At 63.6% G+C, this 24,969-nt stretch carries 27 protein-coding genes and 1 pseudogene; 11 read left to right on the plus strand and 17 right to left on the minus strand.

Features of this window, described 5'->3' with window-relative positions; all coding sequences use genetic code 11:
- Positions 1 to 73: 73 nt before the first annotated feature.
- The 12 genes and pseudogenes from LIX93_RS01265 to LIX93_RS01320 all read right to left on the minus strand — a co-directional run bounded on the left by LIX93_RS01265 (position 74) and on the right by LIX93_RS01320 (position 11,639).
- Positions 74 to 394: an AraC family transcriptional regulator gene (locus LIX93_RS01265; RefSeq protein ID WP_226502203.1), complete on the minus strand. Its 321-nt coding sequence runs from the start codon at positions 392 to 394 to the stop codon at positions 74 to 76.
- A gap of 88 nt (positions 395 to 482) precedes the next feature.
- Positions 483 to 665: pseudogene (locus LIX93_RS01270) on the minus strand (transposase); the annotation flags it as partial.
- Between the two features lie 159 nt (positions 666 to 824).
- A complete protein-coding gene (locus tag LIX93_RS01275; protein WP_226502204.1) occupies positions 825 to 2,093 on the minus strand; it encodes an MFS transporter in 1,269 nt (422 codons plus the stop codon).
- A 42-nt stretch (positions 2,094 to 2,135) separates the two neighbouring features.
- Entirely contained in the window at positions 2,136 to 3,116 is a 981-nt protein-coding gene (locus LIX93_RS01280; protein WP_226502205.1) for a nitronate monooxygenase family protein, read from the minus strand.
- Positions 3,113 to 4,033: an SDR family NAD(P)-dependent oxidoreductase gene (locus LIX93_RS01285; protein ID WP_226502206.1), complete on the minus strand. Its 921-nt coding sequence runs from the start codon at positions 4,031 to 4,033 to the stop codon at positions 3,113 to 3,115. Before LIX93_RS01285 ends, LIX93_RS01280 begins: the two co-directional genes overlap by 4 nt.
- Before the next feature lie 34 nt (positions 4,034 to 4,067).
- Positions 4,068 to 5,216, minus strand: coding sequence for an acyl-CoA dehydrogenase family protein (locus LIX93_RS01290; RefSeq protein WP_226502207.1), 1,149 nt, complete (start codon positions 5,214 to 5,216; stop codon positions 4,068 to 4,070).
- A 3-nt stretch (positions 5,217 to 5,219) separates the two neighbouring features.
- Positions 5,220 to 5,984 (minus strand): enoyl-CoA hydratase-related protein, encoded by a 765-nt coding sequence (locus tag LIX93_RS01295; RefSeq protein ID WP_226502208.1) that lies wholly within the window; start codon positions 5,982 to 5,984, stop codon positions 5,220 to 5,222.
- Positions 5,981 to 7,051, minus strand: coding sequence for an acyl-CoA dehydrogenase family protein (locus LIX93_RS01300; protein ID WP_226502209.1), 1,071 nt, complete (start codon positions 7,049 to 7,051; stop codon positions 5,981 to 5,983). Before LIX93_RS01300 ends, LIX93_RS01295 begins: the two co-directional genes overlap by 4 nt.
- Positions 7,048 to 7,929, minus strand: a complete 882-nt coding sequence (locus tag LIX93_RS01305; protein ID WP_226502210.1) for a MaoC/PaaZ C-terminal domain-containing protein — start codon at positions 7,927 to 7,929, stop codon at positions 7,048 to 7,050. The genes LIX93_RS01300 and LIX93_RS01305 overlap by 4 nt, the downstream gene beginning before the upstream one ends.
- Positions 7,913 to 10,063, minus strand: a complete 2,151-nt coding sequence (locus LIX93_RS01310; RefSeq protein WP_226502211.1) for an acetate--CoA ligase family protein — start codon at positions 10,061 to 10,063, stop codon at positions 7,913 to 7,915. Before LIX93_RS01310 ends, LIX93_RS01305 begins: the two co-directional genes overlap by 17 nt.
- Positions 10,064 to 10,092: 29 nt before the next feature.
- Positions 10,093 to 11,244: a thiolase gene (locus LIX93_RS01315; protein ID WP_226502212.1), complete on the minus strand. Its 1,152-nt coding sequence runs from the start codon at positions 11,242 to 11,244 to the stop codon at positions 10,093 to 10,095.
- Positions 11,241 to 11,639, minus strand: a complete 399-nt coding sequence (locus tag LIX93_RS01320; protein ID WP_226502213.1) for an OB-fold domain-containing protein — start codon at positions 11,637 to 11,639, stop codon at positions 11,241 to 11,243. Before LIX93_RS01320 ends, LIX93_RS01315 begins: the two co-directional genes overlap by 4 nt.
- 106 nt (positions 11,640 to 11,745) lie before the next feature.
- Here LIX93_RS01320 and LIX93_RS01325 point away from each other — a divergent pair, with 106 nt between their 5' ends.
- Positions 11,746 to 12,531 (plus strand): helix-turn-helix domain-containing protein, encoded by a 786-nt coding sequence (locus LIX93_RS01325; protein ID WP_226502214.1) that lies wholly within the window; start codon positions 11,746 to 11,748, stop codon positions 12,529 to 12,531.
- A 374-nt stretch (positions 12,532 to 12,905) separates the two neighbouring features.
- Here LIX93_RS01325 and LIX93_RS01330 read toward each other — a convergent pair whose 3' ends face one another.
- The gene (locus LIX93_RS01330; RefSeq protein ID WP_226502215.1) at positions 12,906 to 13,805 is read right to left on the minus strand and encodes an SDR family oxidoreductase; all 900 of its coding nucleotides are present in this window, start codon (positions 13,803 to 13,805) and stop codon (positions 12,906 to 12,908) included.
- A 217-nt stretch (positions 13,806 to 14,022) separates the two neighbouring features.
- Here LIX93_RS01330 and LIX93_RS01335 point away from each other — a divergent pair, with 217 nt between their 5' ends.
- Positions 14,023 to 14,301, plus strand: a complete 279-nt coding sequence (locus LIX93_RS01335; protein ID WP_226502216.1) for a hypothetical protein — start codon at positions 14,023 to 14,025, stop codon at positions 14,299 to 14,301.
- Between the two features lie 42 nt (positions 14,302 to 14,343).
- On the opposite strand, the gene LIX93_RS01340 is transcribed toward LIX93_RS01335, so the two are convergent.
- Complete coding sequence (locus LIX93_RS01340) at positions 14,344 to 15,219, minus strand: LysR substrate-binding domain-containing protein (RefSeq protein ID WP_226502217.1); 876 nt, start codon at positions 15,217 to 15,219, stop codon at positions 14,344 to 14,346.
- A 74-nt stretch (positions 15,220 to 15,293) separates the two neighbouring features.
- Here LIX93_RS01340 and LIX93_RS01345 point away from each other — a divergent pair, with 74 nt between their 5' ends.
- A complete protein-coding gene (locus tag LIX93_RS01345) occupies positions 15,294 to 16,463 on the plus strand; it encodes an MFS transporter (protein WP_226502218.1) in 1,170 nt (389 codons plus the stop codon).
- Between the two features lie 124 nt (positions 16,464 to 16,587).
- Here LIX93_RS01345 and LIX93_RS01350 read toward each other — a convergent pair whose 3' ends face one another.
- Positions 16,588 to 17,187, minus strand: a complete 600-nt coding sequence (locus LIX93_RS01350) for a cysteine hydrolase family protein (protein ID WP_226502219.1) — start codon at positions 17,185 to 17,187, stop codon at positions 16,588 to 16,590.
- A 108-nt stretch (positions 17,188 to 17,295) separates the two neighbouring features.
- Between LIX93_RS01350 and LIX93_RS01355 the strand changes: the two genes are divergently transcribed.
- Positions 17,296 to 18,126, plus strand: a complete 831-nt coding sequence (locus LIX93_RS01355; protein ID WP_226502220.1) for a LysR family transcriptional regulator — start codon at positions 17,296 to 17,298, stop codon at positions 18,124 to 18,126.
- A 275-nt stretch (positions 18,127 to 18,401) separates the two neighbouring features.
- Complete coding sequence (locus LIX93_RS01360) at positions 18,402 to 18,923, plus strand: hypothetical protein (protein ID WP_226502221.1); 522 nt, start codon at positions 18,402 to 18,404, stop codon at positions 18,921 to 18,923.
- Positions 18,924 to 19,028: 105 nt separating this feature from the next.
- On the opposite strand, the gene LIX93_RS01365 is transcribed toward LIX93_RS01360, so the two are convergent.
- Together LIX93_RS01365 and LIX93_RS01370 are read right to left on the minus strand one after the other, a co-directional pair.
- The gene (locus LIX93_RS01365) at positions 19,029 to 19,586 is read right to left on the minus strand and encodes an XRE family transcriptional regulator (protein ID WP_226502823.1); all 558 of its coding nucleotides are present in this window, start codon (positions 19,584 to 19,586) and stop codon (positions 19,029 to 19,031) included.
- Positions 19,587 to 19,684: 98 nt separating this feature from the next.
- A complete protein-coding gene (locus LIX93_RS01370; RefSeq protein ID WP_226502222.1) occupies positions 19,685 to 19,849 on the minus strand; it encodes a hypothetical protein in 165 nt (54 codons plus the stop codon).
- Between the two features lie 352 nt (positions 19,850 to 20,201).
- Between LIX93_RS01370 and LIX93_RS01375 the strand changes: the two genes are divergently transcribed.
- The 6 genes from LIX93_RS01375 (at position 20,202) to LIX93_RS01400 (ending at position 24,905) form a co-directional block, all read left to right on the plus strand.
- Positions 20,202 to 21,026 (plus strand): energy transducer TonB, encoded by an 825-nt coding sequence (locus LIX93_RS01375; protein WP_226502223.1) that lies wholly within the window; start codon positions 20,202 to 20,204, stop codon positions 21,024 to 21,026.
- 102 nt (positions 21,027 to 21,128) lie between these two features.
- Complete coding sequence (locus tag LIX93_RS01380; RefSeq protein ID WP_226502224.1) at positions 21,129 to 21,842, plus strand: MotA/TolQ/ExbB proton channel family protein; 714 nt, start codon at positions 21,129 to 21,131, stop codon at positions 21,840 to 21,842.
- A 1-nt stretch (position 21,843) separates the two neighbouring features.
- A complete protein-coding gene (locus tag LIX93_RS01385; RefSeq protein WP_226502225.1) occupies positions 21,844 to 22,245 on the plus strand; it encodes a biopolymer transporter ExbD in 402 nt (133 codons plus the stop codon).
- An 11-nt stretch (positions 22,246 to 22,256) separates the two neighbouring features.
- Positions 22,257 to 23,255 (plus strand): methionine ABC transporter ATP-binding protein, encoded by a 999-nt coding sequence (locus LIX93_RS01390; RefSeq protein ID WP_226502226.1) that lies wholly within the window; start codon positions 22,257 to 22,259, stop codon positions 23,253 to 23,255.
- An 18-nt stretch (positions 23,256 to 23,273) separates the two neighbouring features.
- A complete protein-coding gene (locus LIX93_RS01395) occupies positions 23,274 to 23,942 on the plus strand; it encodes a methionine ABC transporter permease (RefSeq protein WP_226502227.1) in 669 nt (222 codons plus the stop codon).
- Between the two features lie 33 nt (positions 23,943 to 23,975).
- Positions 23,976 to 24,905: a MetQ/NlpA family ABC transporter substrate-binding protein gene (locus LIX93_RS01400; RefSeq protein ID WP_226502228.1), complete on the plus strand. Its 930-nt coding sequence runs from the start codon at positions 23,976 to 23,978 to the stop codon at positions 24,903 to 24,905.
- Positions 24,906 to 24,969: the final 64 nt, after the last annotated feature.

The raw sequence follows: 24,969 nt of genomic DNA on the forward strand, positions 1-24,969 counted from the left end.
CCTTCGGGCAGGTGCTAGCTGTCCAATTTTAGAGTCGCAGACATCTTGGGAAGAGGGCGTACTCGCCATCAGGCTACCCAGCCGCTATAACCGGTGTCTTCGTTCTTCCATACCTAGCCGGTGAAACCCCTGTATGGCGGGTGAACGCGACGGTAAAGGTGCTCGACGAACCATAGCCTGTACGCTGCGCCACTTCGCTGACAGCCATTTTATCTTGACATAACCATTGCTTGGCCAGAGCCATGCGCCATGTCAAAAGGTAGGTCATGGGCGAGACTCCCATCATACGGCTGAAGCGCTCGAAAAAGCCCGATCGGGAGAGTGCAGCCTCCCTTGCCAGTTGTGCCACCGACCAAGCCCGTGCCGGATCCTCGTGAAATTTGCGCAGGGCCATGGCCGTCGGCCTGCACAGCATTGGCCCTGCACGCGAGTACGCTGGGGCATGTCGAACACCGCTAATCATTGTGATGGAACGGATGCTTCTCTTGCAGGTAGCGCGTCAGCGCTACCCGGCGTTTGAGGCTGTAATCCAGGGCTTTGGCAGTGGCCGAGCGCTCGGGCATTAGGTCGCGTTGGGCCAGCCTCCACGCAGGCAGTTTTTCAGCGATGGGCACCGTTGTTTCCTGATGTGATCGCCAGCGATCTTCATCGCTGACTTCCTTGGAGCATGTCGGGGCGGGACTATGAGGAAAGTCTTCTCCAGCGTGCAACCGAGTTGCACGGTTGGCTTCACAAAGGTGCCTTGCGGGCAACGCCGTCGCGGCGGGTCTAGATTCCCAAAGCTGATGGCAGGCGACGCCCGTTCGGGTATCTCGCATCTGCACTCAGGCTTTCTGCGGATCATGAATCTTGTCCCGAATGAAAAACGCCGGGATCAGACCAGTGATGACATACGCCACCCCCATCACGAGCATGCCTGCGGCAATCGACACCTGCGCGGCCAGCAGCCCGATGATCGCCGGCGCAAATGCCGCCCCAATCCGGCCGAAATTGTAGGCGCCACCGACCCCGGAGCCCCGCACCCGCGTCTCGAAACTCTCGGTCATATAGGTCGCGACCACCCCCACCGGAATCCCATAGATAAACCCGAAGAACACCAGCAGATAAAGAATATTCCCCGGTGAATTCAGATACACGATCGCCGGAATCAGCAGCGCCGTGCCGATACACCCGAACACAAACGAATTGCGCCGTCCGAGCGCATCGGACAGCACCCCGGAGCACACCTTGCCGACGATCATCGCCGCATAGGTGCCGACCATGTAGCCGGTCATGGCCTTGAAGTTCATGTGCAGCTCTTGCTCCAGATACGAGGGCATCCAATTGTTGACCCCGTAATAGCCGAACTGCAAAAAGCCTGCAGTCAGGGTCCAGAGCATCAGCATGCGCCGCGCGGCCTTGTCGGCGAACAGGATCTTCAGCGAGTCAGGTTTCTTCACCACCACACCGCCACCTTCGCGCTTGAAGCGTTGGCGTTCGGCCTGGGCGGCCAGCCAGGCGGGCGGCTCGGGCACCAGCGGTTTGACGAACAGCGCCAGCACCACCGGCACGATGGCAATGAAGAACAGCCAGCGCCAGCCATGCTCGGGGATGATCGCGCCGGCCAGCAGCGTCGCCACCAGGTAGCCTACGGTCCAGCCGGCCTGCAGGGTGGCGAGCACGGTGGTGCGGTATTTGGTCGAGACGTATTCGGACATCAGCGTGTTGCAGGCCACGAACAACGAGCCGAGCCCCAGTGAGGCGAAGAAGCGCACTCCGGCGAACTGCAGGTAGCTGTGGGTGAAGCCCAGCATCGCGGTGCCGATGGAGAACACCAGGGTGGTCCAGAACACCACCTTGACCCGGCCGAAGCGGTCGCAGGCCCAGCCGCCGTAGATGCCGCCAATGGCCATGCCGGCGAGGGTGATGCTGCCCAGGCTGCCGGCTTCGAAGCTGCTCAGGCCGAATTCCTGGCGCAGGCTGCCGAGGCTGTAGGACAGCAGCATGAGGTCGGCGCCGTCGGCGAGCAGGCCGAGGAAGCAGAACACGAAGACGATGGCTTTGGTGTGCGTGGCGATAGCCTTGACGGGCGTTGAAGCAGCGAGCATGTCCATTATTTTTATTCTCTTGTTGAAGGGCTGCGAGGCGTGTTGTGTCTACTCCACCAGCAGGCCTTGCAGGCGCTGGGTAATCAGGAGCCGGGCCTGGTCGACGATGCGCTGCACCAGGGCCTGGCAGGTCGGGATGTCGTCGATCAGGCCTTGCACCAGCCCGGCCGACCACACGCCGAAATCCGCGTCGCCGGTGGCGTAGACCTGGCGACCACGCTGACCTGAAACCAGGTGCGCGAGCTCTTCGAACTTGGCGCCACGCGCCTCCATGGCCCGTACCTCCTGGCTGATGACGTTGCGCGCGACCCGCGCGGTGTTGCGCAGGCTGCGCAGGATCAGGTCGGTGCTGCGTTCATCGTTGGCCACCAACGTGGCTTTGACGTGGTCATGCACCGGCGCCTCCCGGGTACACAAAAAACGCGTGCCCATGCTGATCGCGTCCGCGCCTAGCGCCAGTGCGGCGACCAGGCCACGGGCATCGGCAAAACCCCCGGAGGCGATCAGTGGCACGCTCAAACGCTGCGCTGCCGCCGGGATCAGCACCAGCCCTGGCACATCGTCCTCGCCGGGGTGGCCGGCGCACTCGAAGCCGTCGATGGACACCGCATCCACCCCCAACGTCTGCGCTTTGAGGGCGTGGCGCACCGAGGTGCATTTGTGGATGACCCTGACGCCGTGGGCTCGCAGCACGTCAATGTGCTCCTGCGGGTTGCTGCCGGCGGTTTCGACGATGCCGACGCCGCCTTCGATGATGGCCGCGCAGTATTCGCTGTAGGGCACCGGCTTGAGGGTCGGCAGCAGGGTCAGGTTGACCGCGAAGGGGCGATCGGTCAGGTCTCGGCAGCGCTGAATCTCCCGCGCCAGGTCTTCAGGGGTCGGTTGCGTCAGTGCCGACAGCGTGCCCAGCGCCCCGGCGTTGGCCACCGCCGCAACCAGCTCGGCCTTGGCCGCCCATTGCATGCCGCCTTGCATGATCGGGTGCTGGATGCCGAAGGTCTCGGTGAAGCGCGTCTTGAAGGTGCTCATACCGGGTCCCACGAGAACACGTCGGCGCTGGCGTCCAGCGGCAGGAAGCTGCCGCGCAGGGCCGGCATGCCGTGCTCGGCGATCTGCTGCGGGGTCCAGCCGTCGCTGCGTTGCACGCTGCGCAGCGGCCGGCTCTGGCTCATCAGGAACAGCTCGTTGTTGCGCGCGGCGAACACCTGGCCGCTGACGTCCTTGGCCGCGTCGCTGGCCAGGTACACGGCCAGCGGTGCGTTCTTGTCCGGGGTCATCTGCTGCAGGCGCTCGACCCGGGCTTTCTGCTCAGGCGTGTCGGAGGGAATCGAGCTGGTCATGCGGCCCCAGGCGAAGGGTGCAATGCAGTTGGAGCGCACGCCAAAACGCTGCATGTCCATCGCAATGGTTTTCGACAGGCCGACGATGCCAAGTTTGGCCGCCGAATAGTTGGCCTGGCCGACGTTGCCGACCAGCCCCGAGGTGCTGGTCATGTGCACGAAGGCACCGCTTTGCTGTTCACGGAAATGCTCGGCGGCGGCGCGGCTGACGAAGAAACTGCCGTTGAGGTGCACGTTGATCACGGCCAGCCATTGTTCGGGGCTCATCTTGTGGAAGATGGCGTCGCGCAGGATGCCGGCGTTGTTGACCACGATGTCGACGCGGCCGAACGAGTCCAGCGCGCAGTCGACGATGCGCTTGGCGTTGGCCCATTCCGAGACGCTGTCGGTGTTGATCACTGCCTCGCCGCCGGCTTCGCGGATAAGGGCCTGGGTCTGCATGGCCGGGCTGTTGGAACCGCCTTCGCCTTGCAGCGATACACCGATGTCGTTGATCACGACCTTGGCGCCAGCGGCGGCCATGGCCAGGGCGATCGCCTGACCGATACCGCTGCCGCTGCCGGTGACGATTGCGACTTTGCCTTCAATCGATGGGGAGGTGCTCATGATTGGGTGTCCTTGTAGTTATGCAATATGACAATCACGCGGCCGGCAGATCCAGCACCTGCTTGGCCAGAATATTGCGCTGGATCTCGTTGCTGCCGCCGTAGATGGTCGCGCACAGCGACTGGATGAACAGCCCGGCGGGATACAGCGCGGCGTCTTCCGGAATCGGGTCGAGCAGGGCTGCCGATTCGCCAGCGGTCTGCAGTGCCAGTTCGTTGATGCGCTGGAACAGCTCCGACTGGAAGATCTTCAGCATCGACACCTCGGCCCCCAGCGGCTGCCCGCGGCGCAGGGCGTCGGCGAACGATTCGTACAGCGCGCGATGGCAGTCCAGGTCGAGCTGCAGGTCGGCGAAGCGCTGGCGGAACACCGGTTGGTGCCAGGCGCCATTTAGTTTGGCCAGGCGCGCCAGACGATCCAGCGAGTGAGTCGACTGCTTGGGTGAACCGAGGAAGATGCGCTCGAAACCCAGCAGTGCCTTGGCCATGCTCCAGCCCTGGTTGAGCTCGCCGACCAGGTTGGCCTTGGGCACTTTCACGTCGGTGAAAAACACCTCGGCGAACTCGTCGTGCAGGTCGAGGTTGAGGATCGGCCGCACCTCGATACCGGGAGTGTCCAGCGGCACCAGCAGGAAACTGATGCCGGCCTGGGGCTTGGCCGTGCGATCGGTGCGCACCAGCATGAAGATCCAGTTGGATTCGGTGGCCATGGTGGTCCAGATCTTTTGGCCACTGACGCGCCAATGGTCACCCTCATCCACGGCTTCGGTGCGCAGGCTGGCCAGATCCGAACCGGCATTGGGCTCGCTGTAGCCCTGGCACCAGAGGTGTTCGCCACTGAGGATGCGTGGCAGATGAAAGGCCTTCTGCTCTTCGCTGCCATAGCGCACCAGCATCGGCCCGAGCATGGTCAGACCACTGTCGGGCAAGCGTGCGCAGCCGTGGCTTTCCATCTCTTCCATCATGATCAGTTGCTTGGCCGCGCTCAGGCCCATGCCACCGTATTCCGGCGGCCAGCCGGGGGCCAGCCAGCCTTTTTTCGACAGCAGCTGATACCACTCGCGGCTCTCCTCGGTGCCCATGCGTTTGCGCGGGTTGCGCTTGGTGGCCGGGTAGTTGGCCTGCACCCAGCCGCGTACCTCGGCGCGGAAATGGCTGTCGTCCAATGCGTTGTAATCGGTCATGGTTCAGGCTCCGGTGAATTCGGCAGGGCGCTTGCCCAAAAAGGCCGCCTTGCCCTCGGCGTGGTCGCGGCTGAGGAACAGCTGGCTTTGCAGCTCCAGTTCGCGGTCCAGTTGGGCGTCGAGCCCCTCGGCAAGCACCGCCTTGGTCAACGCTAGCGGCAACGGCGCGAGTTTCTCCAGCACCTGCGCGCGGCCCAGGGCGACTTCGAGCGCTTGGCCGACGGGCACCAGGTGGTCGATCAGGCCGAGCTTGTCGGCTTGGGTGGCGTCCCATTTCTCGCCATAGAGCAGCACCTGGCGCGCGCGGCCGCGGCCGATGCGCTGGGTGAGGGTGTGCAGCACGCCCATGTCGGCCATTAGCCCGACCTGGCCGAAGCTGGCGACGAAGCGCACGCCAGCACCGGCCACGACGGTGTCGCAAGCCATGGCCAGCGACAGCCCGGCACCGGCGGCCCAGCCCTCGACGGCGGCGATCAGTGGCTTGCTCATGCCGACCATCTGGCGGATCAAACGGTGGCTGCGGCGCATGCGTTCACGGCCGGCGGCCAGATCAGTGACGTGCATGTCGGTGATATCGCCGCCTGCGCAAAAGTTGCCGTCGACGCCGGTGAGGATCACGCAGCGCACGTTCGCTTCCTGCTCAGCGCGGACCAGGGCGGCGCACAGCTGCTCGCGCAAGGCCAGGGATACCGAGTTGCGCCGCTGCGGGACGTTGATCGAGAGGATGCGTGTGCGGCCGCGGTCTTCTTCGAGGATGGCCTGGCTCATGCCTGCACCTCGGCGAATACCTGGTGGATGTAACGCGCCTGATGCTGTTCCAGCGTGCCGCCGCTATTGATCAGCACCAACGCCTTGCGCAGGAACAGGCCGATGTCGGCTTCGTCGGTGTAGCCGATGGCACCGTGCAGCTGAATCGCCTCGCGGCAGACCTGCAATGCCGCGCGGCTGCTGCGCAGCTTGGCAGCGCTGACCTGGCGTTGGCGGGCGTCGGCGGCGATGCCTTCATCGATGCGTACGGCGGCCTGGGTGATGATCGCTCGGCTCAATTCGATCTGCAGTTTGAGGTCGACGCAACGGTGTTGCAGGGCCTGGAAGCTGCCGATGGCATGACCGAACTGGCGGCGTACCTTGAGGTAGTCGAGGGTGCGTTCGAAGGCGCTTTGCATGCAGCCGAGCAGATAGGCGGCGGTGCCCAGGGTGGCCTGGTCCAGCGCCTGTTGCAGGGTGGCGGCGGACATGTCGAGCAGGCGCCCCGGTGCCTGGGTGAATTTCAAGCGGGTGTTGTGGCCACCATCCTGAGTGGCGGCCTGTTGGATTTCTACCCCGCCGGCGCGCACATCGACCAACGCCAGGCCGTGATCGGTGTTCAGCACGAAGGCATCGGCGCAGGCGCCGAGGGCCACGTCGTGCAGCTCGCCACTCACGGCACCGTCGCGGTACTGCACGCTAGCACGCTGGTGCAGCCCGGCGGGCAGCGTCAGGTGCGTGCCGCTCAGTTGCGCAGCCAGCAAATCGGCAGGCAACAGCGCGGCGGCCAACGTGGCGTCGATCAGCGGCTCGGGGGCCAGGCCGCGGCCCAGTTCCTCCAGCAGGGCAATCGACTCGGCCTGGCCCAGGCCGCTGCCGCCACGTGCTTCGGCCAGGCTCAAGCCCGTCCAGCCTTGCTCGCACAGGGCCTGCCACGGGCCGCGCAGTGCGTGCGGCGCAGTGAAGCGCAGGGCGCGGATGCGGGACAGATCGCCGTCACGCGGCACCACAGCCGCGGCGCTGTCGCGAATCATATTGAGGCGTTCAAGGCGTTCGTAATCGTCGGGCGTATTCAGGGCCTGGTTCATGAGCGATGCTCCTTCTTCAACTCTGATCTGTTCAACACCAATCTGCCGTTGTTGAGCACCACGACATCGCGCTCCACCACTCGGGCGCGGAAGGAGCCGTCGTTCCAGATTTCGGTGCGCAGGGTTTCGCCTGGGTACACCGGCGCGCTGAAGCGCACTTCGAGGCTGTGCAGCAGGTCGCTGCGGTAGTCGGCGAGGACTTCGAACAGCGCCTGAAACGAGATCGCCAGGGTGCACAGTCCATGCAGAATCGGCCGTTCGAAGCCAGCGCGAATTGCCACGTCGGGGTTGGCGTGCAGGGGGTTGTCATCACCGTTGAGTCGATAGTAGAGCGCCTGTTCCGGGCGGGTCGGGTGGTCGATCACGCAGTCGGGCGTACCCTCGGGCATCGCATGCGCGGCACGCACCGGGCCGCTGGGCGCGCCGCAGCCACCGTCACCGCGCAGGAAGGTGGTACTGGAGGTGATAGCGAACACTTCCCCGCTGGCGGCGTCCACCAGTTGTTTATCGCTGTAGAGCAGGGCGCCTTTGCCGGGGCCTTTGTCGACCAGCCCGGTGACGCGGGTGCGGCCGATGATCTCGCCAGCCACCGGAATGGGTTTGTGCCATTCGATACGTTGTTCGCCCAGCACCAGTTTCAGCGCATCGACGCCGGTGGCTGGATTGCCCAGCCAGAAGCCGGGGTAGGCGAGCACCACGGGGAAGCACGGGTGGGCCTGAAAATCGCGGGCCGAGTCGACGAAATCCAGTTGCTTGCGGTCGAGCGGGTCTGCGGCCATGCCCACCGACAATGCATAAAAGGCGGTGTCCTGGCGGCTCAGGTGCTGGTGCACATCCGGGATGGGGTAATTCAGCAGAGTCTCAGGATTGAGTGGCATGGGGCACCTCTTGGCTGATGATCACCGCATCGGCGGCGAACGCGCCTTGGCCGGCGGGCATGGCGAACACCGGGTTGAGGTCGACCGATTGCAGGCTGTCGCCCACGCGCCAGGCGAACTCGGAGAGCTTCGCGAGCATCTGCGCCAAGGCGTCGATGTCCACGGGTGGGCGGCCACGGGCACCCAGCAACAGAGGCGCGCCCTTGATGCTGCGGATCATCTTCTCGGCCTCAGTGGCGTCGAACGGGCAGCGCCGCAGGACCACGTCCTTGAGCACTTCGACAAAGATCCCGCCGAGGCCGAAGACTGCCACCGGGCCGAACATCGGGTCGCGCTGGATACCCATGAAACACTCGACGCCGCCACTCAGTTGGCGGGCCACCAGGATGCCGTCCAGATGCGCATCGGGGGCGTGCCGGGCGGCGCGTTCGAGCAACGTTGCGTAGCCCTCCTGGGCCGCCTGCGGGCCGGCGATATCGAGCAGCACGCCGCCGATCTCGGATTTGTGCAGGATATCGGCCGAAGAGATTTTCATCACCACCGGGTAGCCGATCTGGCTGGCGAAACGGGCCGCCTCGGCTGCGCTGTCGACGACTTTTTCGGCGGCACTGGCAATGCCGAATTCGCCGAGCAGAGTCTTGGCCTCGGCCTCGCTCAGTTTGCCGGGTGGCAGGTGCACGGCGGGCAGGTCGGGCTTGCTCGGCAGCAGGCGGTCGAAGGCCTCGCCCAGTTGGCCCATGGCGTGAATGGCGGTGACCGCCTGGGTCGGATCCTCGAACAGCACGAAGCCTTCGTTCTCGTACGGCACCACTTGCTGTGCGTCGCCGATCAGCGAGACCACGAAGAGCGTCTCGGGGTGAGCATCCTTGACCTTTTTCAGCTCCGCGCACAAGCGTGGCGCAATCGACGGCACGGTGCCGGCCTGGCTGAAGAACGCCAGCACCGAGCGGTAGCCGCCATCACTGATCAGGCTCTCGGTGAAGCTGCCGGCCAGGGAAATGTCATTGAGCACGTGGGCCGTGAAGTCCACCGGATTGATCGGCGAACAAAACGATAGCTGTTCCTTGAGCTTGGCCTGGGCGGCGACGGGCATGGGCGGCATTGGCAGGCCGAGGTCCTCGGCGGCGTCGCTGACGATGATGCCGGCGCCGCCGCTGATGGTGACCATGCCCAGGCTGTTGCTGGCCGGATAGATGCGCCGGGTGGCGGCGTAGGCGATATTGAGCATCTGCGCACCGCTGTCGGCAAGGAACACGGCGTAATCGCCGAGGACTGCCTTGAATACTTTGTCGTCACCGGCCAGCGACGCCGTGTGGGACATCGCCGCTTGCTGGCCGAGCGCACTGCGCCCGACTTTTTGCAGGATCACCGGCTTGCGCGCCCGGTGCGCCGCTTCCAGAGCATGGATGAAGCTGTCGACGTCGCGGATCGATTCGGCGTAGGCCATGACCACATCGACGTCGGGGCTGTCGACCAGCCAGCCGATCCCTTCGCCCAGAGTGATATCGGCTTCGTTGCCCGTCGAGATCATCAACGGCGTGCCGAGCCCGCGCGCCCGCGACAGGCCGAGCATGTGCGCGGCGTAGGCGCCGGACTGCGAAGCGATGCCAACGCGGCCTGGCAACGGGAAGCCGCGCTCCAGGCCCGAGGCGAAGGTGCCGTAGTAGCCCAGATTGGCATTGAACACACCCGCGGTATTGGGGCCGAGCAGGCGCATATTGTGGCGGCGCGCCTCGAGCACCAAGGCATCCTGCAGCGCCACGCCATCACCGCCCACTTCACTGAAGCCTGAGGAGAACACCAGCGCGCTCCGGGTGCCACGTTCACCCAGGGCTCTGAGGGTGTCGAGCACCTGTGTGGCGGGCACCGCGACGATGGCGGTATCCGGCGCCTGGGGCAGATCCGCGACGCTGGCGTAGGCGCGGATGCCCTGGACTTCCTGGCGGTTGGGGTTGACCGGCATCAGTACGCCCTCGAATCCCTGGCGCAACATATAGGAAATGGGGCGCCCGCCGATGCGGGTCGGATCTGAGGAAGCGCCCACCACGGCCACCGAACGCGGTTGCAGCAGGGGAGTGAGGCTGTCGAATCGTGACCGGTCGCGGTCATCTGCATTGTTTTTATTGTCGTGCATGTCGTCACCTGTGAAGGGGGCTGGCGGAGTCAGAGCGTTGCTGCGCTCCCGAGAATGGCGGTGACCTGGCTCGACAGCGTGCCGCCGTTGCCGTGCAGCAAGGCAATGTCGGATCTGGCCAACTGGCGTTCGCCGGCCTCGCCACGAATCTGCCGGACCGCTTCAAGGATCAGGAACATGCCGTACATGCCGGGGTGCATGCACGACAGGCCGCCACCGTTGGTGTTGACCGCCAGCGAGCCGCCCGGCGCGATACGGCCGTCCTGAACGAAGCGGCCGCCCTCGCCTTTGGGGCAGAAGCCTAAATCTTCGAGAAACAGGATGGTGTTGATGGTGAAGGCGTCGTAGAGCATCGCCAGGTCGATATCGGTGTGGCTGATACCGGCCATGGCCAGGGCGCGCGGACCACTTTCGCTGGCGGCGGTCACCGTCAAATCGGGCATGGCGACGATCGAGCGATGCCATTGCGCGCCGGCGGCGCCAAGGAAGTAAGCGGGCGCGCGGGGCAGATCGCGGGCGCGGTCGGCACGCACCATCACGCAGGCGCCGCCGCCATCGGTGACCAGGCAGCAATCGGCGGTGCTCAGCGGGTCGCTGACCATGCGTGCGGCCAGCACATCGTCGATGCTCAACGGGCCACGGGCATGGGCGTCAGGGTTGAGGTTGGCCCAGCCGCGGGCGGCCACGGCGACCTCGGCAAGCATGGCGCGGGTGGTGCCGTATTGGTGCATGTGACGGCTGGTGGCCAAGGCGTAGGCGGTGATCGGGTGGCGCGGTTGGTAAGGGGTCTCGTGCCACTGCGGCTCGCTCATTGACACCAGCTTGCCGCCACCGCTGCGCTGATTGGAGCCGTAGCAGATCAGCGCGGCACTGCACAGGCCGGCCTGCAGCGCCAGGGTGGCTTGCAGCAAGTGCATCTCGAAACTCGAACCGCCGGCATTGGTGCCGTCGAAAAAGGTCGGGCGCAGCCCCAGATACTCGCCAGCCGACAGCGTTGGAAAGGCATTGACGCTGGTGGCGCAGAACAAGCCGTCGATGTCGCTCATCAGCAGGCCTGCATCGGCCACGGCGTTGACGGCTGCCTGACCGAGCAATTCCATGGCGCTGTAACCGGGGGCATTGCCGATGCCGGATTGGCCGATGCCGACGATCGCGGTCTGGCCGCGCAACGGGCGGGTCATGAGGGTGTCTCCTCGGTCAGCACGCGAAAGACCACGGCGGCTTGTCCATGCAGTTCGACGATCTCGGCGCGCAAGCGGCTACCGATGGGCGCGGTGTCACAGTCCTGCAGGCGCGACATCATTCGCGGCCCCTCGTCGAGGTCAACCAGTGCGATGTTGTGGCTGCCTTGGCGAGAATGATTGACGGTGATCGCGTAAAGTGTGCCCAGCCCGCTGGCGGCCACCCAGTGCAGATCGGTCTCACCGCTGCCGGGCACCGCTATCCGGGGGTAGAACACATGGCGGCCGGCGCTTGGGCTGAACTGCAGCATGAAGCGGCCTTGATCCAGATACGCCTGGTATTGCGCCTCTGGCCCGAGAGGGCTGTCTGGCAGAGGTTGCGGTGCATGAGTCATGCGCCCTCCTGTTATTGTTGTGCGTCACGCTATACCACGTGTTGAAGTGAGCATATATTCAACATAGAGAATGTCAATCCGAATGCTGAATAAAATGACCGACGACTTGTTAGACAAAAATGCCCGGCCCGCGACCAAGGACGTCGGCGCTGTAGTCAACGCCATCCAGATCCTCCGCCATCTGGCCAGCACCCCCGACCCTGAAGGTGTAGCGGCCATTGCCCGGGCCACGGGCATCAGCCCCAGCAGCGCCTTCAATATCCTGCGCACCCTGACCAACGAGCAGTTGGTGTCCTTCAATGACAACGCCAAGACCTACCGCCTGGGCCTCGGGCTGTCCGAGTTGGCAGTGAGTCTGATCGGCTACAGCTATGCCGACCTGATCCAGCCCGAGCTTGATCGGTTGAGCCTCAATTACCGCATTCTGGTGATCCTCTGGCAGGTCACTGGCGACAATCACATTCACGCCATCGGCCGCGCGATCCCCACGGCAGCTCACGTCGACGTGCGCCTCAATACCCGCCTGCCCGAGTTGATCGGTGCCAGTGGTCGGTGTATCGCTGCCTTGCGCCAGGTGCCCGAGGAGGAGATGCGTCGTCGTTTCGCTCGGCTGCAATGGGAGAATCCACCGACCTTCGAAACCTACATGCGTGAGGCCCAGGCCACGCTGCAGAGCGGCTGGGCGATCGATGAGGGCAACCTGTATCGCGGCGTCAGCCTTGTCGCCAGTGCGATCACCGACCACCATGATCAGCCGCGCCTGGTGATCTCCGGCATCGGTATCGGTGCTCAGCACAGTCGGGAAGAGTTGGAGCGCATGGGGGTTGCCTTGAGCCAGACCTCGGCTTTTATAGGGCGGGCGTTGTTTCCGGGCAAGCGCTCGGGCGCATGAATTCCGAATGCAGAATGGCATTCAAAATATAATCGATGGATTGGAGGCGCTGCCGCCATAGTCGCGTTTGTGGCCGAGCGGGAGAATTCACTTTTGCCGAAGCCCGGGCGCAGCTTTGCTTAAGGCCAATGCTGCGGCGAGCGTCTTTGAGGATAGGCAGGCACGCCGACCGGAGCTGTCGGCGTGAATCCCCGCCCCTGGGGTATCGGGCGGGGGAGGGTTCAGCTCATCAGAAGATAAACTTGAACAGCGCAATCACCACGATCAAACCGATCAGAAAGATGATGCCGACGGTACCGCCGAGAAATTTCAGCATGGTCAAACTCCTTTTTAGTGAGACGTCTTTTATCAGGGCGTCAATCGCAATCGTGGGTTCAAGGCAGCGGATTGCCGCCAGTCACACCAAACACTTCGCCAGTGATGTAGCTCGATTCCTGACTGGCCAGCAGCACGTAGATCGGCGCGCATTCGGCGGGTTGGCCTGGGCGGCCCATCGGCGTTTCCGAACCAAAATCGGGGATATTGTCCTGGGGCTGGCCACCGCTCGGCTGCAGCGGGGTCCAGAACGGGCCCGGAGCCACGGCGTTGACACGGATGCCTTTGCTGATGACCTGCTTGGCCAGGGCCTTGGTGAAGGCGACGATGGCCGACTTGGTCGAGGCGTAGTCGAGCAGCGTGGCCGATGGCTGATACGACTGGATCGATGCGGTGTTGATGATGGTGGCACCCGCCGGCAGATGCGGCAGGGCCGCCTTGCACAACCAGAACAACGCGTAGACGTTGGTCTTGAAGGTCGCGTCGAACTGTTCAGTGGTCAGTTCGGCGATGTCCTGTTGCGCCGTCTGCTTGCCGGCGACATTGACGAGGATGTCCAGGCCGCCGAGTCCGGCGACCGCCTTGTCGATCAGACTTTGGCAGAATTGCTCGTCCTTGAGGTCGCCCGGTACGCTGATCGCCTTGCGGCCTTCGGCCTCGATCAGCTGCACCACCTCACGGGCATCGGCTTCTTCCTCGGGCAAATAATTGAGGACGATATCGGCGCCTTCGCGGGCAAAGGCGATAGCGGCCGCGCGGCCGATCCCCGAGTCGGCGCCGGTGATCAGTGCACGGCGCCCCGCAAGGCGTCCAAAGCCTTTATAGCTGGTCTCGCCGTGGTCGGCGGCCGGTTGCAGGTCGTGGACCGTGCCTGGCGCCGACTGTGGTTGTTTGGGAAATGGTGGCTGCGGGTATTGAGTCAGTGGGTTTTGCATCGAATATTGGTTGTCGTCAGGCATGCCAGGCTCCTCGGCTGCTTTAATGAACAGTGCAGCATCGCCGTGAGCAGTGCTGCATCGAATAGTCATTAAAGTGGAGCGCCTTGAGGAATTGTTCGTTCCATCTTTATTGGTTGTATCGCCTAATGTAAAAATATGTACATGATGTGGATACCAATATTTAATCGAGAGATCGCCAGGGAGGTCGATATACAGAATAACCAGCTGAATGCCGTTCATGACCTCCGATGTCGTGGACTTGCGCAGCACCCTGGCTTTGGGAGCACATGCAATGCAGATCGAGCGCTTGGACATCATTCAGCACGACCTTGAAGACACCGCCGCCCATCTGGCGGGCCTGTCGAGAATGCTCGAAGGGCATGCCCGCTATCTTCGGCACAGCCGATATATCGATAACCTGGCCGAAATCGACTCCATCGAGCATCGCCTCGATGGGTTGGCGGCGTCGATCCTCGATCTGCGGGGTGTCGCCAGCAACATCGCCAAGGTGGCGTGAGGATTCTCCACGGGTTTTATGACGGCCAGCCGCTGGCCTCGATCAGAGATAACCCTGCAGCCAGGCCGAGAAAAACTGCGCCTGCGGCACCGCATCCGGGGCCAGGCCGTAGTAATAGCGATTGACCGCCAGGCGCTGCTCCGGGAACGGGCACAGCAATTGGCCCGCCGCGATAGCGCTGGCTGCCAGCGAGGTCGGCACCACGGCGAAACCCAGCCCGTCGATGGCCGCCTGCACCACAAAATGCACGTGATCGAATTGCATCTGCCCGGCCGGTTTGAGGTTGCCGGCACCGGATGACGCCAGCCAGCTCTGCCAATCCCCCTTGCGCGTCTTCGACCAGAGCATCACCAGTTGCGTCAGCGCGCCCGGTTGCGCCAGTGGATGGCTGGCGAGCAGGGTGGGGGACACCACCAGGCAGATTTCATCTTCAAGGAAGGGTCGCAGTTCTATGGTCGCAGGCCAGTTGCTGTGGCCACGGCGGATTGCCACGTCGAAGCGCTCGTCGGCCTTGTCCGGGGACAGGGTGCTGGTCAGTACATGAGGTTCGATGCCAGGGTATTGCTCGACGAAATCCGGCAGCCGCGGGATCAGCCAGCGCACCGCGAACGATGGCCGCACGTTGATTCGTACCACGCGCGATGGCGTCGGGGCCATGACTGCTTCGGTGGCGACGAGCAGTTGCTGCAAGGCGGCGTCGGCCTGGGAGTAGAACCGCATGCCCTCGACCGTCAGGCTGACCTGGCGCACGCGCCGTTCGAACAGGCGCACGCCCAGGTGCGTTTCCAGCGTCTTGATCTGGCGGCTGATGGCGCTGTGGGTGACATGCAATTCACCAGCGGCCAAGGTGAAACTCTGGTGCCGGGCGGCGACCACGAAGGCGCGGACTGCATTGAGAGGAGGCAATAAGAGGCTCATGCGTGCGATTTTGTCACATATGCTTAACATTAATCTCGTTTGTCGCGTTCGCCACGAAGGTGCAGCATCCGCGTATGCCTACTCCCACCGCCGTGCCTGTTCCCACCGCCACCGTCGACCGTCATTCACGTCTTGCCGCCTTGGCCTTGACGCTGGCGTTGCCGGCCGACGCCGTGTTGTATCTGCTGCTGCCTATGTACGCCGATCAATTCGGCGTGACCCTGGCACAGGCCGGCTTGCTGTTGGCGGCCAACCGCTTGATTCGCATTGTCGGCTACGGCTACGTCACCCGCTTCTATGCGCGCCATGGCGACCGCGCCACCTGCACCCTGGCGGTGCTCGGCGCTGCCGTATGTGCGGCGGGTAATGCGAGTCTGTCCGGGTTGTGGATGTTGCTGCCGCTACGGCTGCTGTGGGGGCTGTGCTTTGCGGCGTTAAGCCTGTCGACCCAGGCGCTGGCCACTGCGGACCCGGCGGGAGCGGCGCGACGTTCGGGACGTTCGCGCGCCTTTTCGGCACTGGGGCCGGTGGTGGCGCTGCCGTTGGCGGCGGTGTTCGCGCACTTTTGGGGCCCACGCTCGGTGTTCTGGGTGTTCGCCCTCGCGGCGCTCGCTGGATTGCTGGTCACCCGTGGTCTGCCGACCTTGCCCCATGCCATGCCCGCCAGGCGTCGCGGCCTGAAGTTGCCCAACAGCCTGGACAGCTGGTCGTTCCTTGAAGGGCTGACGCTCGATGGCCTGTTCATTATCGGTTTGTCTTACCTGGGGGGCGACGTGCTGCCCGGCGGCGCGGTGCTGGTTGCCGGCAGCTTGCTGGCGGTGCGCTATCTGGGCGAGATTCTGCTCAGCCCGCTGGGTGGTCATCTGGCCGATCAGTTCGGTGCCGAGCGCATGCTGGTGGTGCTGTCGCTGATGACCTGCGCCGCGCTGGTCGGCTTCGGCCTGGGCTGGGTGTGGGGCGGTGCGGCGGTGATCGTGGTGCTGCGGGCCCTGCAATTGCCGTTGCTGGCGCCGATCGTGGCGATGCGCACGCCGGGGCCGGAGCGAGTCCAGGCCCTGGTGTCGCGCTCGGTCTGGCGCGACATTGGCGCGGGCACCGGGCCGGTGCTGGCGGGGTTGTTGCTGCCGATCATGGCGCCGGTTTGGATTTACGCCGTACCGGCGGCGCTGCTGGGCGTGGCGGCGATCATGTGCGCCCGGCGGCCCGGCAGTGTGCCGGCGGCTGCGGTCCAGTCGGGGGAATAGCACAACCTGCAAAGGCTTGGCGCGCAAGCTTTGCTCCCACAGAGTCGGCTGAACTGACGTCGTACACCGTGGGGGCAAGGCTGCACGTTCGGCGGCGAAGAGGGCCGTCAGATCGCTGCAAATTTCAGCCCCATGCCCCTACATCCGCCACCACTGTCGCAAAGCGATCGTGCAATGCCGCCAAGGTGCTGCGATGCAGTTGCTCGGCGCTTAGCGCGGCGCCGCCCAGCGGGTCGGGCAAGTCGCGGGTGGCGCAGGCGTCGGCCACCAGGGTCACTCGATAACCATGGTCCAGTGCCGCGCGCACTGTGGAGCTGACACACATGTGGGTCTGAAAACCGGCGACGATCAGCTCCTTGCGCGCCAACGTCTCAAGCTGCGCGGCGAGGTCAGTGCCTGCAAAGGCACTGGGAAAAGCCTTGCTGACGATGACCTCATCCGCCAGCGGCGTCAGGCCGTCGATGATCGCCCCAGACGGGCCCTCCGGATCGAACACGCCGCCGACGCTGCCGCGATGCACTACATGGATGACCGGGGTGCCATTGGCCCGCGCCTGTGCCAGCAGTTGAACGCATTGCGCCACCGCCGCCGGCATCCCGACCAGCGCCAGCGTGCCGTCGATGTATTCGCGCTGATGATCGATCAGTATGAGTACTGCGGCGTCCCAGGCGGCGGGGGCGCGGCTGGCACCCGCGAGGTCAAGCAGGGTAAAGGGCGTAGGCATGACAGCTTCCTTTAAAGGCAGGTGAGGGGTGCTAGGCGCCTATCCTGAGGCAGGCTAAGCTGTACGGCCATTCCCTGAAAAGGCACAGCCGCTGTGCAAAAAAGCTCAATGTCCTGGGACGATCTGCTGACCTTGTCGACCCTGATGCGCAGCGGTAGCTACTCCGCCTGTGCCCGCGAGCTGGACCTCACCCATGCCACGGTAATCCGCCGTATCCGCCGCCTGGAGCAGGCCCTCGGCAAGCCGGTGGTGACCCGTGAAGACAACACCTTTCGCCTGACCAGTCATGGCCACGGCGCCCTGGCCGCGGCCCTGCAGATGGAGCAAGCCGCCGACCGCCTGCTGCGCGAAACCGAAGCGAGCAGCCAGGGGGGCACCGGCGAGGTGCGGATCGCGGCAACCGCCGCCATGGGCAGCCACTACCTGACACCCCGCCTGCCAGGGCTGTACCGCGCTCACCCGCAGATCGAAGTGTGCTTGCAACTGGGCGACCACATCACCAGCCTGGCCAAGCGTCGCGCGCATATCGGCGTGCGTCTGGCACGGCCCCAGGAGGCGGACATGGTGGCCCTCAAAGTCGGGCGGGTACGCTTTGGCATGTACGGGGCCGCAGCGACCTCGGCCAGCGCTGATGGGCCGCTGTGCGGGCTGACGGAGCACAGCGGCCTGGCGCTGCCAGAGGTGCAATGGCCGAAAACCCTGGGGCGTCGATTCGCCTTTACCGCCAACGATCTGCTCGCTGTGCGCGAATCCGTGCGGGCCGGCCTAGGTGTCGCGTTATTGCCCCATTACCTGGCCGACCCCGGCCTGGAGTTGCACGAGCATATCCCCCAGGTCGAGCGAGAAATCTGGTTGGCCTATCCGACCGAATACCGTGACACCGAGCGGTTTCGGCCAGTGATCGCCTGGTTGGCGCAGGTGCTCGGCGAGTGTCCGTGACTTATCCAGACCGGGCTTAGATCGATTGGTGAAGAAGGTTATTAGCTTGGACTGTAATGGCATATCCATGGTGTCGATTTGGCTGCGCTGACTTTCAATAAAGTCTCTATAGCGTCATAAAGTCTGTTATCGCATGGGAATTATGTGCAGTGACCTGTTTTTTAGCGTCGCCGCACTTCTACGCGCCGTCCCGGCGACAGCTTGTCGCACCTCGTTCAATGCCTAGAATGCCCCTCATCGCAACAGCCACTCTCGACTTGAATGAGGATTTCAACATGATGAACGCAATGCAGATGCCTATGAGCGCCAACATGCCGATGATGCCAATGATGGGCATGCCGATGATGATGGCGACCATGACGTGCGAAATGATGGACGACTGCATGATGTGCACGATGCAGCCGGCCGCTGGCATGGACATGGCGATGTTCCGCAACAACGCGCAAATGATGCAGATGATGATGAACTGCGGCATGCCGATGATGACGCAGTGCGCCAACATGTCGATGATGTGCATGAGCAGCGCCGCCATGAACAACATGGAGATGATGAAAGGCAGCATGATGAACAACGGCATGATGATGCCGATGATGGGCATGATGATGCCAATGATGATGTGCATGATGGAATGCGCCGAAACCGCTACCGGCATGACCTGCAAGATGATGCCGATGCCAGGCATGAGCATGGACATGCTCGCTAATTGCTGCGCCCTGATGAACAAGATGATGAACGACTGCGCCATGCCGATGATGATGAGCTGCAACGGCATGCCGATGATGTGCTGCACCTGCTGATAGCGACGCAATCACTGTAGCGAGGGAGCTTGCTCCCGATTCACCATCATTGGCCCACCGCGCGTGGCAGGTATGACGAATCGGGAGCAAGCTCCCTCGTTGCATTCAGTCGCGGCGTTCGGGGTGGGTGACCACCAGAAATGCCACCGCTTCGCTGTCCACCGGATTGCGATAGCTGTGCGGCTGGTCGGCGTAGAACAGGATCGAATCGCCGGTGGAGAGCAGGTAGCGCTCATCGTTGACGGTGATCTCCAGTGCGCCCTGTGACACCACGATGTTTTCCTGCACCCCGGGCCCGTGTCCCACCGACACCTCCTCACTCAACGGACTCAGGCGCAGTTCATAGAACTCCACCTGGCGCGCCACGTCGTACGGAAAAAGCGCACGTGTCACAAAGGCACCGTCGGCACTCACCAGGCGCTTGCTCTCGCGCGCCGGCAATACCGCCACGCCTTCGAATTCACGGTGTTCGAGGAAAGCCGCCACCGACACCTTGAGGCCTTTGGCGATCTTGCACAGCACTTTGATCGACGGCACGCTGCGACCGGTTTCGATCTGCGCGAGCATGGCACGGCTGACGCCGCTGGTGCGGGCCAGGCCGTCGAGCGAAAGCAGGCGTTTGCTGCGCAGGCGTTGCAGGTTGCTGGCGACTCGCTGGCCGATCGGGTCGGCTGCCGTGTCGGCGTTGCGGGTGTCGAGGTCGGGTTCGACGTTGCTGCGTGAACTACTGGTGTCAATGAAGCCGCTAGGTACTGTCACGATCAGGCGTGCCTTGGCGCTTCGCCAATGTGCAGAGGCTGAGGCTGGGCTTGCGTCGCGAGGCCGGCGCGTTGTTCGTACAGCGCCCACAGGGCACGACCCATTTGCTGAGCATTCCTGCGCTTGCGGTGCAGTGCCAGGTCAACGATGTTGGTCGCGCGGGTCATGGTGTCGCTCCGAGAGGTCGGTATTCGTGCTCGAAGAGTACCCGTGCCGGAATTAGAACCATAAATACTGAGTTTGCATTTGGTTATTACCAATTGCACGGGTTGGGGGGTGCGGGCCAGGGACGCCAAATGCGTTTTACGCATAAACAAGTTGCCTATAAAGAGTTAGCAATTATCGGGCGTTTACATCTCGATCTGGCACTCCTGCCGTTTTTTAAAAAGCATAAGGAAAGAATTAAATATTCCTTTAAGTGCTGACGTTTACCGCCGATTATCGCGGCCTTGAGCGGTCGCCGACAAAGAGGCGTGCATCGGCACCGCTCCTTTTATTCCATTGAGCAGGAGCTAACCGATGGGCAATGTCCCGACCGCTGCCAGCGCGACTCGCACGCTTTGGCGCGAGCCAGCCAATGCCGAACTGTTGGCGCTGGGCAATGTATTTCGCGAACCGCTTTGGACGTTGCGCCTGCAGCGCGCTCCCGGGCCAATCCTCAGCAAGCGCGAGGGCATCCTGCTCGGGGTGTTCGCTCTGGTGCTGCACGGTGCGGTGATCTACTGGCTGAACAGCACGCCCACGCCAACCTTGCCGGTGGTACCGCCTGAAGTACCGCCCATGACCATCGAATTCTCCCAGCCAGCGCCACCGGCACCGCCGGTGGTCGAGCCACCACCGCCGGCCCCCGCGCCGCCCGTGGCCGAGACGCCGCCACCGCCCGTGGTGGACGAGATGGCCGCCAAGCCGGAACCCAAGCCCAAGCCCAAGCCGGTCGTGAAGCCGGTGCCCAAGCCCGTGGCCAAACCGGTCGAGAAACCTTTGCCCAAGCCTGCCGAACCCGTACCAGCGCCTGCGCCCGTAGCGGCCCCGGCACCGCCCACGCCGCCGGCACCCGCACCTGTCACGCCACCATCGGCCACCGCCGGCTATTTGAAGAACCCGGCGCCGCAATACCCGGACCTGGCCATGCGCCGCGGTTGGGAGGGCACCGTGTTGCTGCGCGTGCAAGTACTGGCCAGCGGTCAGCCCGGCGACATCCAGATCCAGAAGAGCAGCGGTCGTACCCAGCTCGACGAGGCCGCGCTGGCAGCGGTCAAGCGCTGGAGTTTCGTGCCGGCCAAGCAAGGCAACGTACCGCAGGCCGGTTGGGTCAGCGTGCCGATCGACTTCAAGCTTCGATAGATTTCATTTCCGGGGGCAAGCCCCTCACTACAGCTTTGCGGGCCACCACCACCAAAGGAGCGCCGCCACCACGAATCCATGAATCAGCAAGGACGTATTGCCATGAACCTGATCGCTTCGCCATTCGCTTCCATTGAATCCGCCGTCATCTGGCTGTTGATTCTGTTCTCCGTCGCTACCTGGGGCCTGTTCCTGCTCAAGGGTTCGCAGTTCACCCGCCTGAAGTCGCAGGATCGCAAGTTCCACAAGCAGTTCTGGGCCGCCTCGAGCCTCGATTCCGCCGCCGTGCTCGCTCATGAGCAACCCGGTGCAGCTGCTCGCGTGGCACTGGCGGGTTACAACGCCATTCAGGTGCCGGAAGCTGCGGCGGCCGATCTGAGTCAGGCCATCAATCATCAGGACCGTCTCGAACGCGCCCTGCGCCAGCAAATCGTCCGTGAGCGGCGCTCGCTGGAGACCGGCCTGGCCATCCTCGCCAGTATCGGCAGCACTTCGCCCTTCATCGGCCTGTTCGGCACCGTGTGGGGCATCATGTCGGCGCTCAAGGGTATCAGCGCGGCCGGCTCGGCGAGCCTTGAAACCGTTGCCGGGCCCATCGGTGCGGCCTTGGTGGCCACCGGTGTGGGTATCGCTGTCGCGGTGCCTGCGGTGCTGGTCTACAACTACTTCTTGCGCCGCCTGAAGCTGACCGCTGCCGACCTCGACGATTTCGCCCATGACTTCTACAGCCTCGCGCAGAAGAGCCAGTTCCGCTTGATCAGCCTGCCGACCGGCCCGAAAGCCGGCGCCAGCCGCCCTGTGAAGGAGGCCGTTTGAAATGGCCTTTTCGACCCAGGACAGCGACGAAGTACTGAGCGAAATCAACGTCACGCCCCTGGTGGACGTGATGTTGGTACTGCTGGTGGTGTTTATCGTCACCGCGCCATTGTTGACCAACGCCATCCCCATCAACCTGCCCAAGACCGATGCCGTGGCGCCGGTCGAGCAGAAAGACCCGGTGGTGGTGAGCATCGACGACAAGGGCCAGGTGTTCATCGCCAAGGAGCAGATCGATCTCGACCGACTGCAGTTCCGCCTGCAGGGGGCCAAGGCCAAGGACCCGGACGTGCGCATTCAGTTGCAAGCGGACAACGGCGTCAACTATGGCGTAGTCGCCAAGGCCATGGCCGTGATCGAGAAAGCCGGGATCACCAAACTGGCAGTGATCACTGCCAAGTGAGGGGTGTATGAATGAGTGACCCGATTTTCCGCCTGGCCGGTGTCACCAAGGTGTTTGGCGATGCCTCGGTGCCGGCCCTTGGCGGGATCGACCTGGACATCGAACGGGGCGCGTTTCTGGGCGTGGTGGGCACTTCGGGTGCCGGTAAAAGCACCCTGTTGCGGTTGCTCAACTTGCTCGAAACGCCCACTAGCGGCAGCATCGCGTTCAATGGCCGCGACCTGGCCGAGCTCGATGGCAAGGACCAGCGCGAATACCTCTCGAAAGTGGCGACCATCTTCCAGCACTTCAACCTGTTCCACGGCAAGACGGTGCTGGAAAATATCGCCTTCCCGCTGGCCATTCGTGGTGTGCCGCTGGCCGAGCGGCGAATTCGCGCCCGGGAATTGATCGCCAGGGTCGGCCTGCAGGATCGCGAAGATCACTACCCCTCGCAGTTGTCCGGTGGGCAGAAGCAGCGGGTCGGCATTGCGCGAGCGCTGATCACCCATCCCGAGGTGTTGCTGTGTGACGAAGCCACCAGCGCCCTGGATTCGCAGACCACCCAGACCATCCTCGACCTGCTGGCCCAGCTCAAGCAGGCCTACGGATTCACTGTCATCCTGATTACCCACTCGTGGGACGTGATCCGCTATGCCTGTGACGCCGTGGTGCTGATCGAGCACGGCGCGATCACCGAGGCCGGGGCGCTCAAGGAGGTGATCCAGCGTGAGCGCTCGGTGCTCAAGGATCACCTGCTGCCGCTCGACGAAAAGGCTGCGTGGCAGAACGGCCCGGACACCGTGGACCTGATCTTCGAGCACCCGGAAAGCCAGACGCACCTGCTGTCTAAGGTGGCTAACGCCTTGCACCTGGATTTTTCCATTCTCTCGGGGCGCATGGACAGCCTCGGCAACACACCGATCGCGCGCTTCAAGGTGCGCTTCAGCTCCCGGGATCCGCAGGCGTCGTTCGACGTCGCGCGGGTGCGCGAGTTGCTGGCGCAGGAATTGGTCACGGTGAATGTGTAACCCCTGGCAGAGCGCTCGATGAATACCCTCACTTGGCAAACCTACCTTCCGGACTTCTGGGCGGCCCTGCTGCAGACGCTGTACATGGTCGCCATCGCCGGGCCGAGCATCATTGTCGTCGGCCTTACGGTCGGCACCACGCTGTACTTGATCGCACCCGGCTCGGTCACGCCGAAACCGGCGTTTTATTATTTGCTGACCACGCTGGTGAACGTCGGCCGCTCTATCCCGTTTCTGATCCTCATCGTGCTGTTGATTCCGGTCACACGCGCGGCGGTCGGCACGACCCTGGGGCCGGTGGCGGCGATCATTCCGCTGGTGCTGGGCTTCAGTCCGTTCTTCTCGCGGCTGGTCGAAGCGGCGTTGCGCGAGATCGATCAAGGCCGCATCGAAGCGGCGCGGGCGATGGGCGTGACCCAGTGGCAACTGGTGTTTCGCGTGCTGTTGCCCGAGTCGTTGTCGGGGCTGTTGAACGCCATGACCATCATCCTCGTCGGCACCGTCGAGGGCACGGCGGTGGCCGGCGCCGTGGGAGCAGGCGGGGTAGGGGACTTCGCGATCGAGTTCGGCTACCAGCGTTTCTATGGCGAGCTGATGTTCATCTCGGTGTTCGCCATGGTCATCATCGTGCAGGTGATCCAGATCAGCGGCGACCTGTGGATCCGCGCCCGAAAACACAAACGTTAAGCCTCAATCATCGACTACTTTTCAGGACTCTACATGGCTGACCCAAGATTCAAACCCGCTCACCTTGGCGTGTTCGCCGCCGCCCTCGTGGCCATTGGCATCGGTGTGTCGCTGGCCGTTCCCGGGCTGTTTGCCAAGGGCCAGGCCCAGGCTGCCGAGCAAGCCACGACAGTGAACAAGGGCACGGTGGTGCCCTGCACCCCGCTGAAGATCTACGCGACGGCCTCGCCCCAGGGCGACATCGTGCGCTACGTACAGAAGCTCGCCGACGCCGACGGCACGGGGCTGGTGCTCAAGCTGACCACCAGTGGCGGCAGCGGCACCCTTGACTCCTACGAGTTGCTGGCCAACGGCGATACCGACGTCAACTTCACCGGCCATCAGCCATACGTCAACGCCTGGAAGGCCGCCCATCCCAAGCTCGACAACTTCGACGGCAAGGCCACGGTGCTGCTCAATGCCTTCGGCCTGTACTCGCAAAAATACCAGACCCCGCAGGCGCTGCCTGACGGCGCGCGAATCCTCATTCCCAACGAGCAGACCAACCTGCCGCGTGCCTTGTTCATCCTCCAGGACCTGGGCCTGATCAAGCTCAACGTCGCCAAGCTCGACAGCTCGCCAGCGGCGGTCGCCGTCAGCGAAAAATCGATCGACGATAACCCGCGCCATCTGGTGTTCATCCCCACCGACACAGTGCTGCGCGCCAAGGCATTGCCGGACGCCGACGCGAGCTTCATCAACGGCGACGTGGCCTTGTCCAACGGTATCGACCCGTCGAAGGCTCTGGTGCGTGAGCACACCACCGATAACCCTTACGCCAACCTGATCTACACCCGCAACGAGCAGCTGGACGATCCACGGGTCAAGCTGCTTGCCAGTTACCTCACGGGGCCGGAAGTGAAGAAGTTCATCGATGACAACTACCGCGGCTTCGTGATTGCCGATCAGAAGCTCGTGCGCTAGATGCGCTCAGAGGTTGCCCACGCCGCCATCCAGGCTCGCCCCGACATTGGCCTGTGGTCGAGAT

Source organism: Pseudomonas sp. MWU16-30317, assembly GCF_020515695.1.
Lineage (GTDB): Bacteria > Pseudomonadota > Gammaproteobacteria > Pseudomonadales > Pseudomonadaceae > Aquipseudomonas.

What these genes read in the sequence shown, in the direction of transcription:
- LIX93_RS01355 (WP_226502220.1), top strand. Translation starts at nt 17,296, where the DNA reads ATGTCCTGGGACGATCTGCTGACCTTGTCGACCCTGATGCGCAGCGGT.
- LIX93_RS01285 (WP_226502206.1), bottom strand. Translation starts at nt 4,033, where the DNA reads ATGAGCACCTCCCCATCGATTGAAGGCAAAGTCGCAATCGTCACCGGC.
- LIX93_RS01400 (WP_226502228.1), top strand. Translation starts at nt 23,976, where the DNA reads ATGGCTGACCCAAGATTCAAACCCGCTCACCTTGGCGTGTTCGCCGCC.
- LIX93_RS01280 (WP_226502205.1), bottom strand. Translation starts at nt 3,116, where the DNA reads ATGAGCACCTTCAAGACGCGCTTCACCGAGACCTTCGGCATCCAGCAC.
- LIX93_RS01385 (WP_226502225.1), top strand. Translation starts at nt 21,844, where the DNA reads ATGGCCTTTTCGACCCAGGACAGCGACGAAGTACTGAGCGAAATCAAC.
- LIX93_RS01265 (WP_226502203.1), bottom strand. Translation starts at nt 394, where the DNA reads ATGGCCCTGCGCAAATTTCACGAGGATCCGGCACGGGCTTGGTCGGTG.
- LIX93_RS01345 (WP_226502218.1), top strand. Translation starts at nt 15,294, where the DNA reads ATGCCTACTCCCACCGCCGTGCCTGTTCCCACCGCCACCGTCGACCGT.
- LIX93_RS01340 (WP_226502217.1), bottom strand. Translation starts at nt 15,219, where the DNA reads ATGAGCCTCTTATTGCCTCCTCTCAATGCAGTCCGCGCCTTCGTGGTC.
- LIX93_RS01295 (WP_226502208.1), bottom strand. Translation starts at nt 5,984, where the DNA reads ATGAGCCAGGCCATCCTCGAAGAAGACCGCGGCCGCACACGCATCCTC.
- LIX93_RS01380 (WP_226502224.1), top strand. Translation starts at nt 21,129, where the DNA reads ATGAACCTGATCGCTTCGCCATTCGCTTCCATTGAATCCGCCGTCATC.
- LIX93_RS01330 (WP_226502215.1), bottom strand. Translation starts at nt 13,805, where the DNA reads ATGCCTGACGACAACCAATATTCGATGCAAAACCCACTGACTCAATAC.
- LIX93_RS01300 (WP_226502209.1), bottom strand. Translation starts at nt 7,051, where the DNA reads ATGAACCAGGCCCTGAATACGCCCGACGATTACGAACGCCTTGAACGC.
- LIX93_RS01350 (WP_226502219.1), bottom strand. Translation starts at nt 17,187, where the DNA reads ATGCCTACGCCCTTTACCCTGCTTGACCTCGCGGGTGCCAGCCGCGCC.
- LIX93_RS01320 (WP_226502213.1), bottom strand. Translation starts at nt 11,639, where the DNA reads ATGACTCATGCACCGCAACCTCTGCCAGACAGCCCTCTCGGGCCAGAG.
- LIX93_RS01310 (WP_226502211.1), bottom strand. Translation starts at nt 10,063, where the DNA reads ATGCACGACAATAAAAACAATGCAGATGACCGCGACCGGTCACGATTC.
- LIX93_RS01290 (WP_226502207.1), bottom strand. Translation starts at nt 5,216, where the DNA reads ATGACCGATTACAACGCATTGGACGACAGCCATTTCCGCGCCGAGGTA.
- LIX93_RS01275 (WP_226502204.1), bottom strand. Translation starts at nt 2,093, where the DNA reads ATGGACATGCTCGCTGCTTCAACGCCCGTCAAGGCTATCGCCACGCAC.
- LIX93_RS01315 (WP_226502212.1), bottom strand. Translation starts at nt 11,244, where the DNA reads ATGACCCGCCCGTTGCGCGGCCAGACCGCGATCGTCGGCATCGGCCAA.
- LIX93_RS01360 (WP_226502221.1), top strand. Translation starts at nt 18,402, where the DNA reads ATGATGAACGCAATGCAGATGCCTATGAGCGCCAACATGCCGATGATG.
- LIX93_RS01335 (WP_226502216.1), top strand. Translation starts at nt 14,023, where the DNA reads ATGACCTCCGATGTCGTGGACTTGCGCAGCACCCTGGCTTTGGGAGCA.
- LIX93_RS01375 (WP_226502223.1), top strand. Translation starts at nt 20,202, where the DNA reads ATGGGCAATGTCCCGACCGCTGCCAGCGCGACTCGCACGCTTTGGCGC.
- LIX93_RS01390 (WP_226502226.1), top strand. Translation starts at nt 22,257, where the DNA reads ATGAGTGACCCGATTTTCCGCCTGGCCGGTGTCACCAAGGTGTTTGGC.
- LIX93_RS01305 (WP_226502210.1), bottom strand. Translation starts at nt 7,929, where the DNA reads ATGCCACTCAATCCTGAGACTCTGCTGAATTACCCCATCCCGGATGTG.
- LIX93_RS01370 (WP_226502222.1), bottom strand. Translation starts at nt 19,849, where the DNA reads ATGACCCGCGCGACCAACATCGTTGACCTGGCACTGCACCGCAAGCGC.
- LIX93_RS01395 (WP_226502227.1), top strand. Translation starts at nt 23,274, where the DNA reads ATGAATACCCTCACTTGGCAAACCTACCTTCCGGACTTCTGGGCGGCC.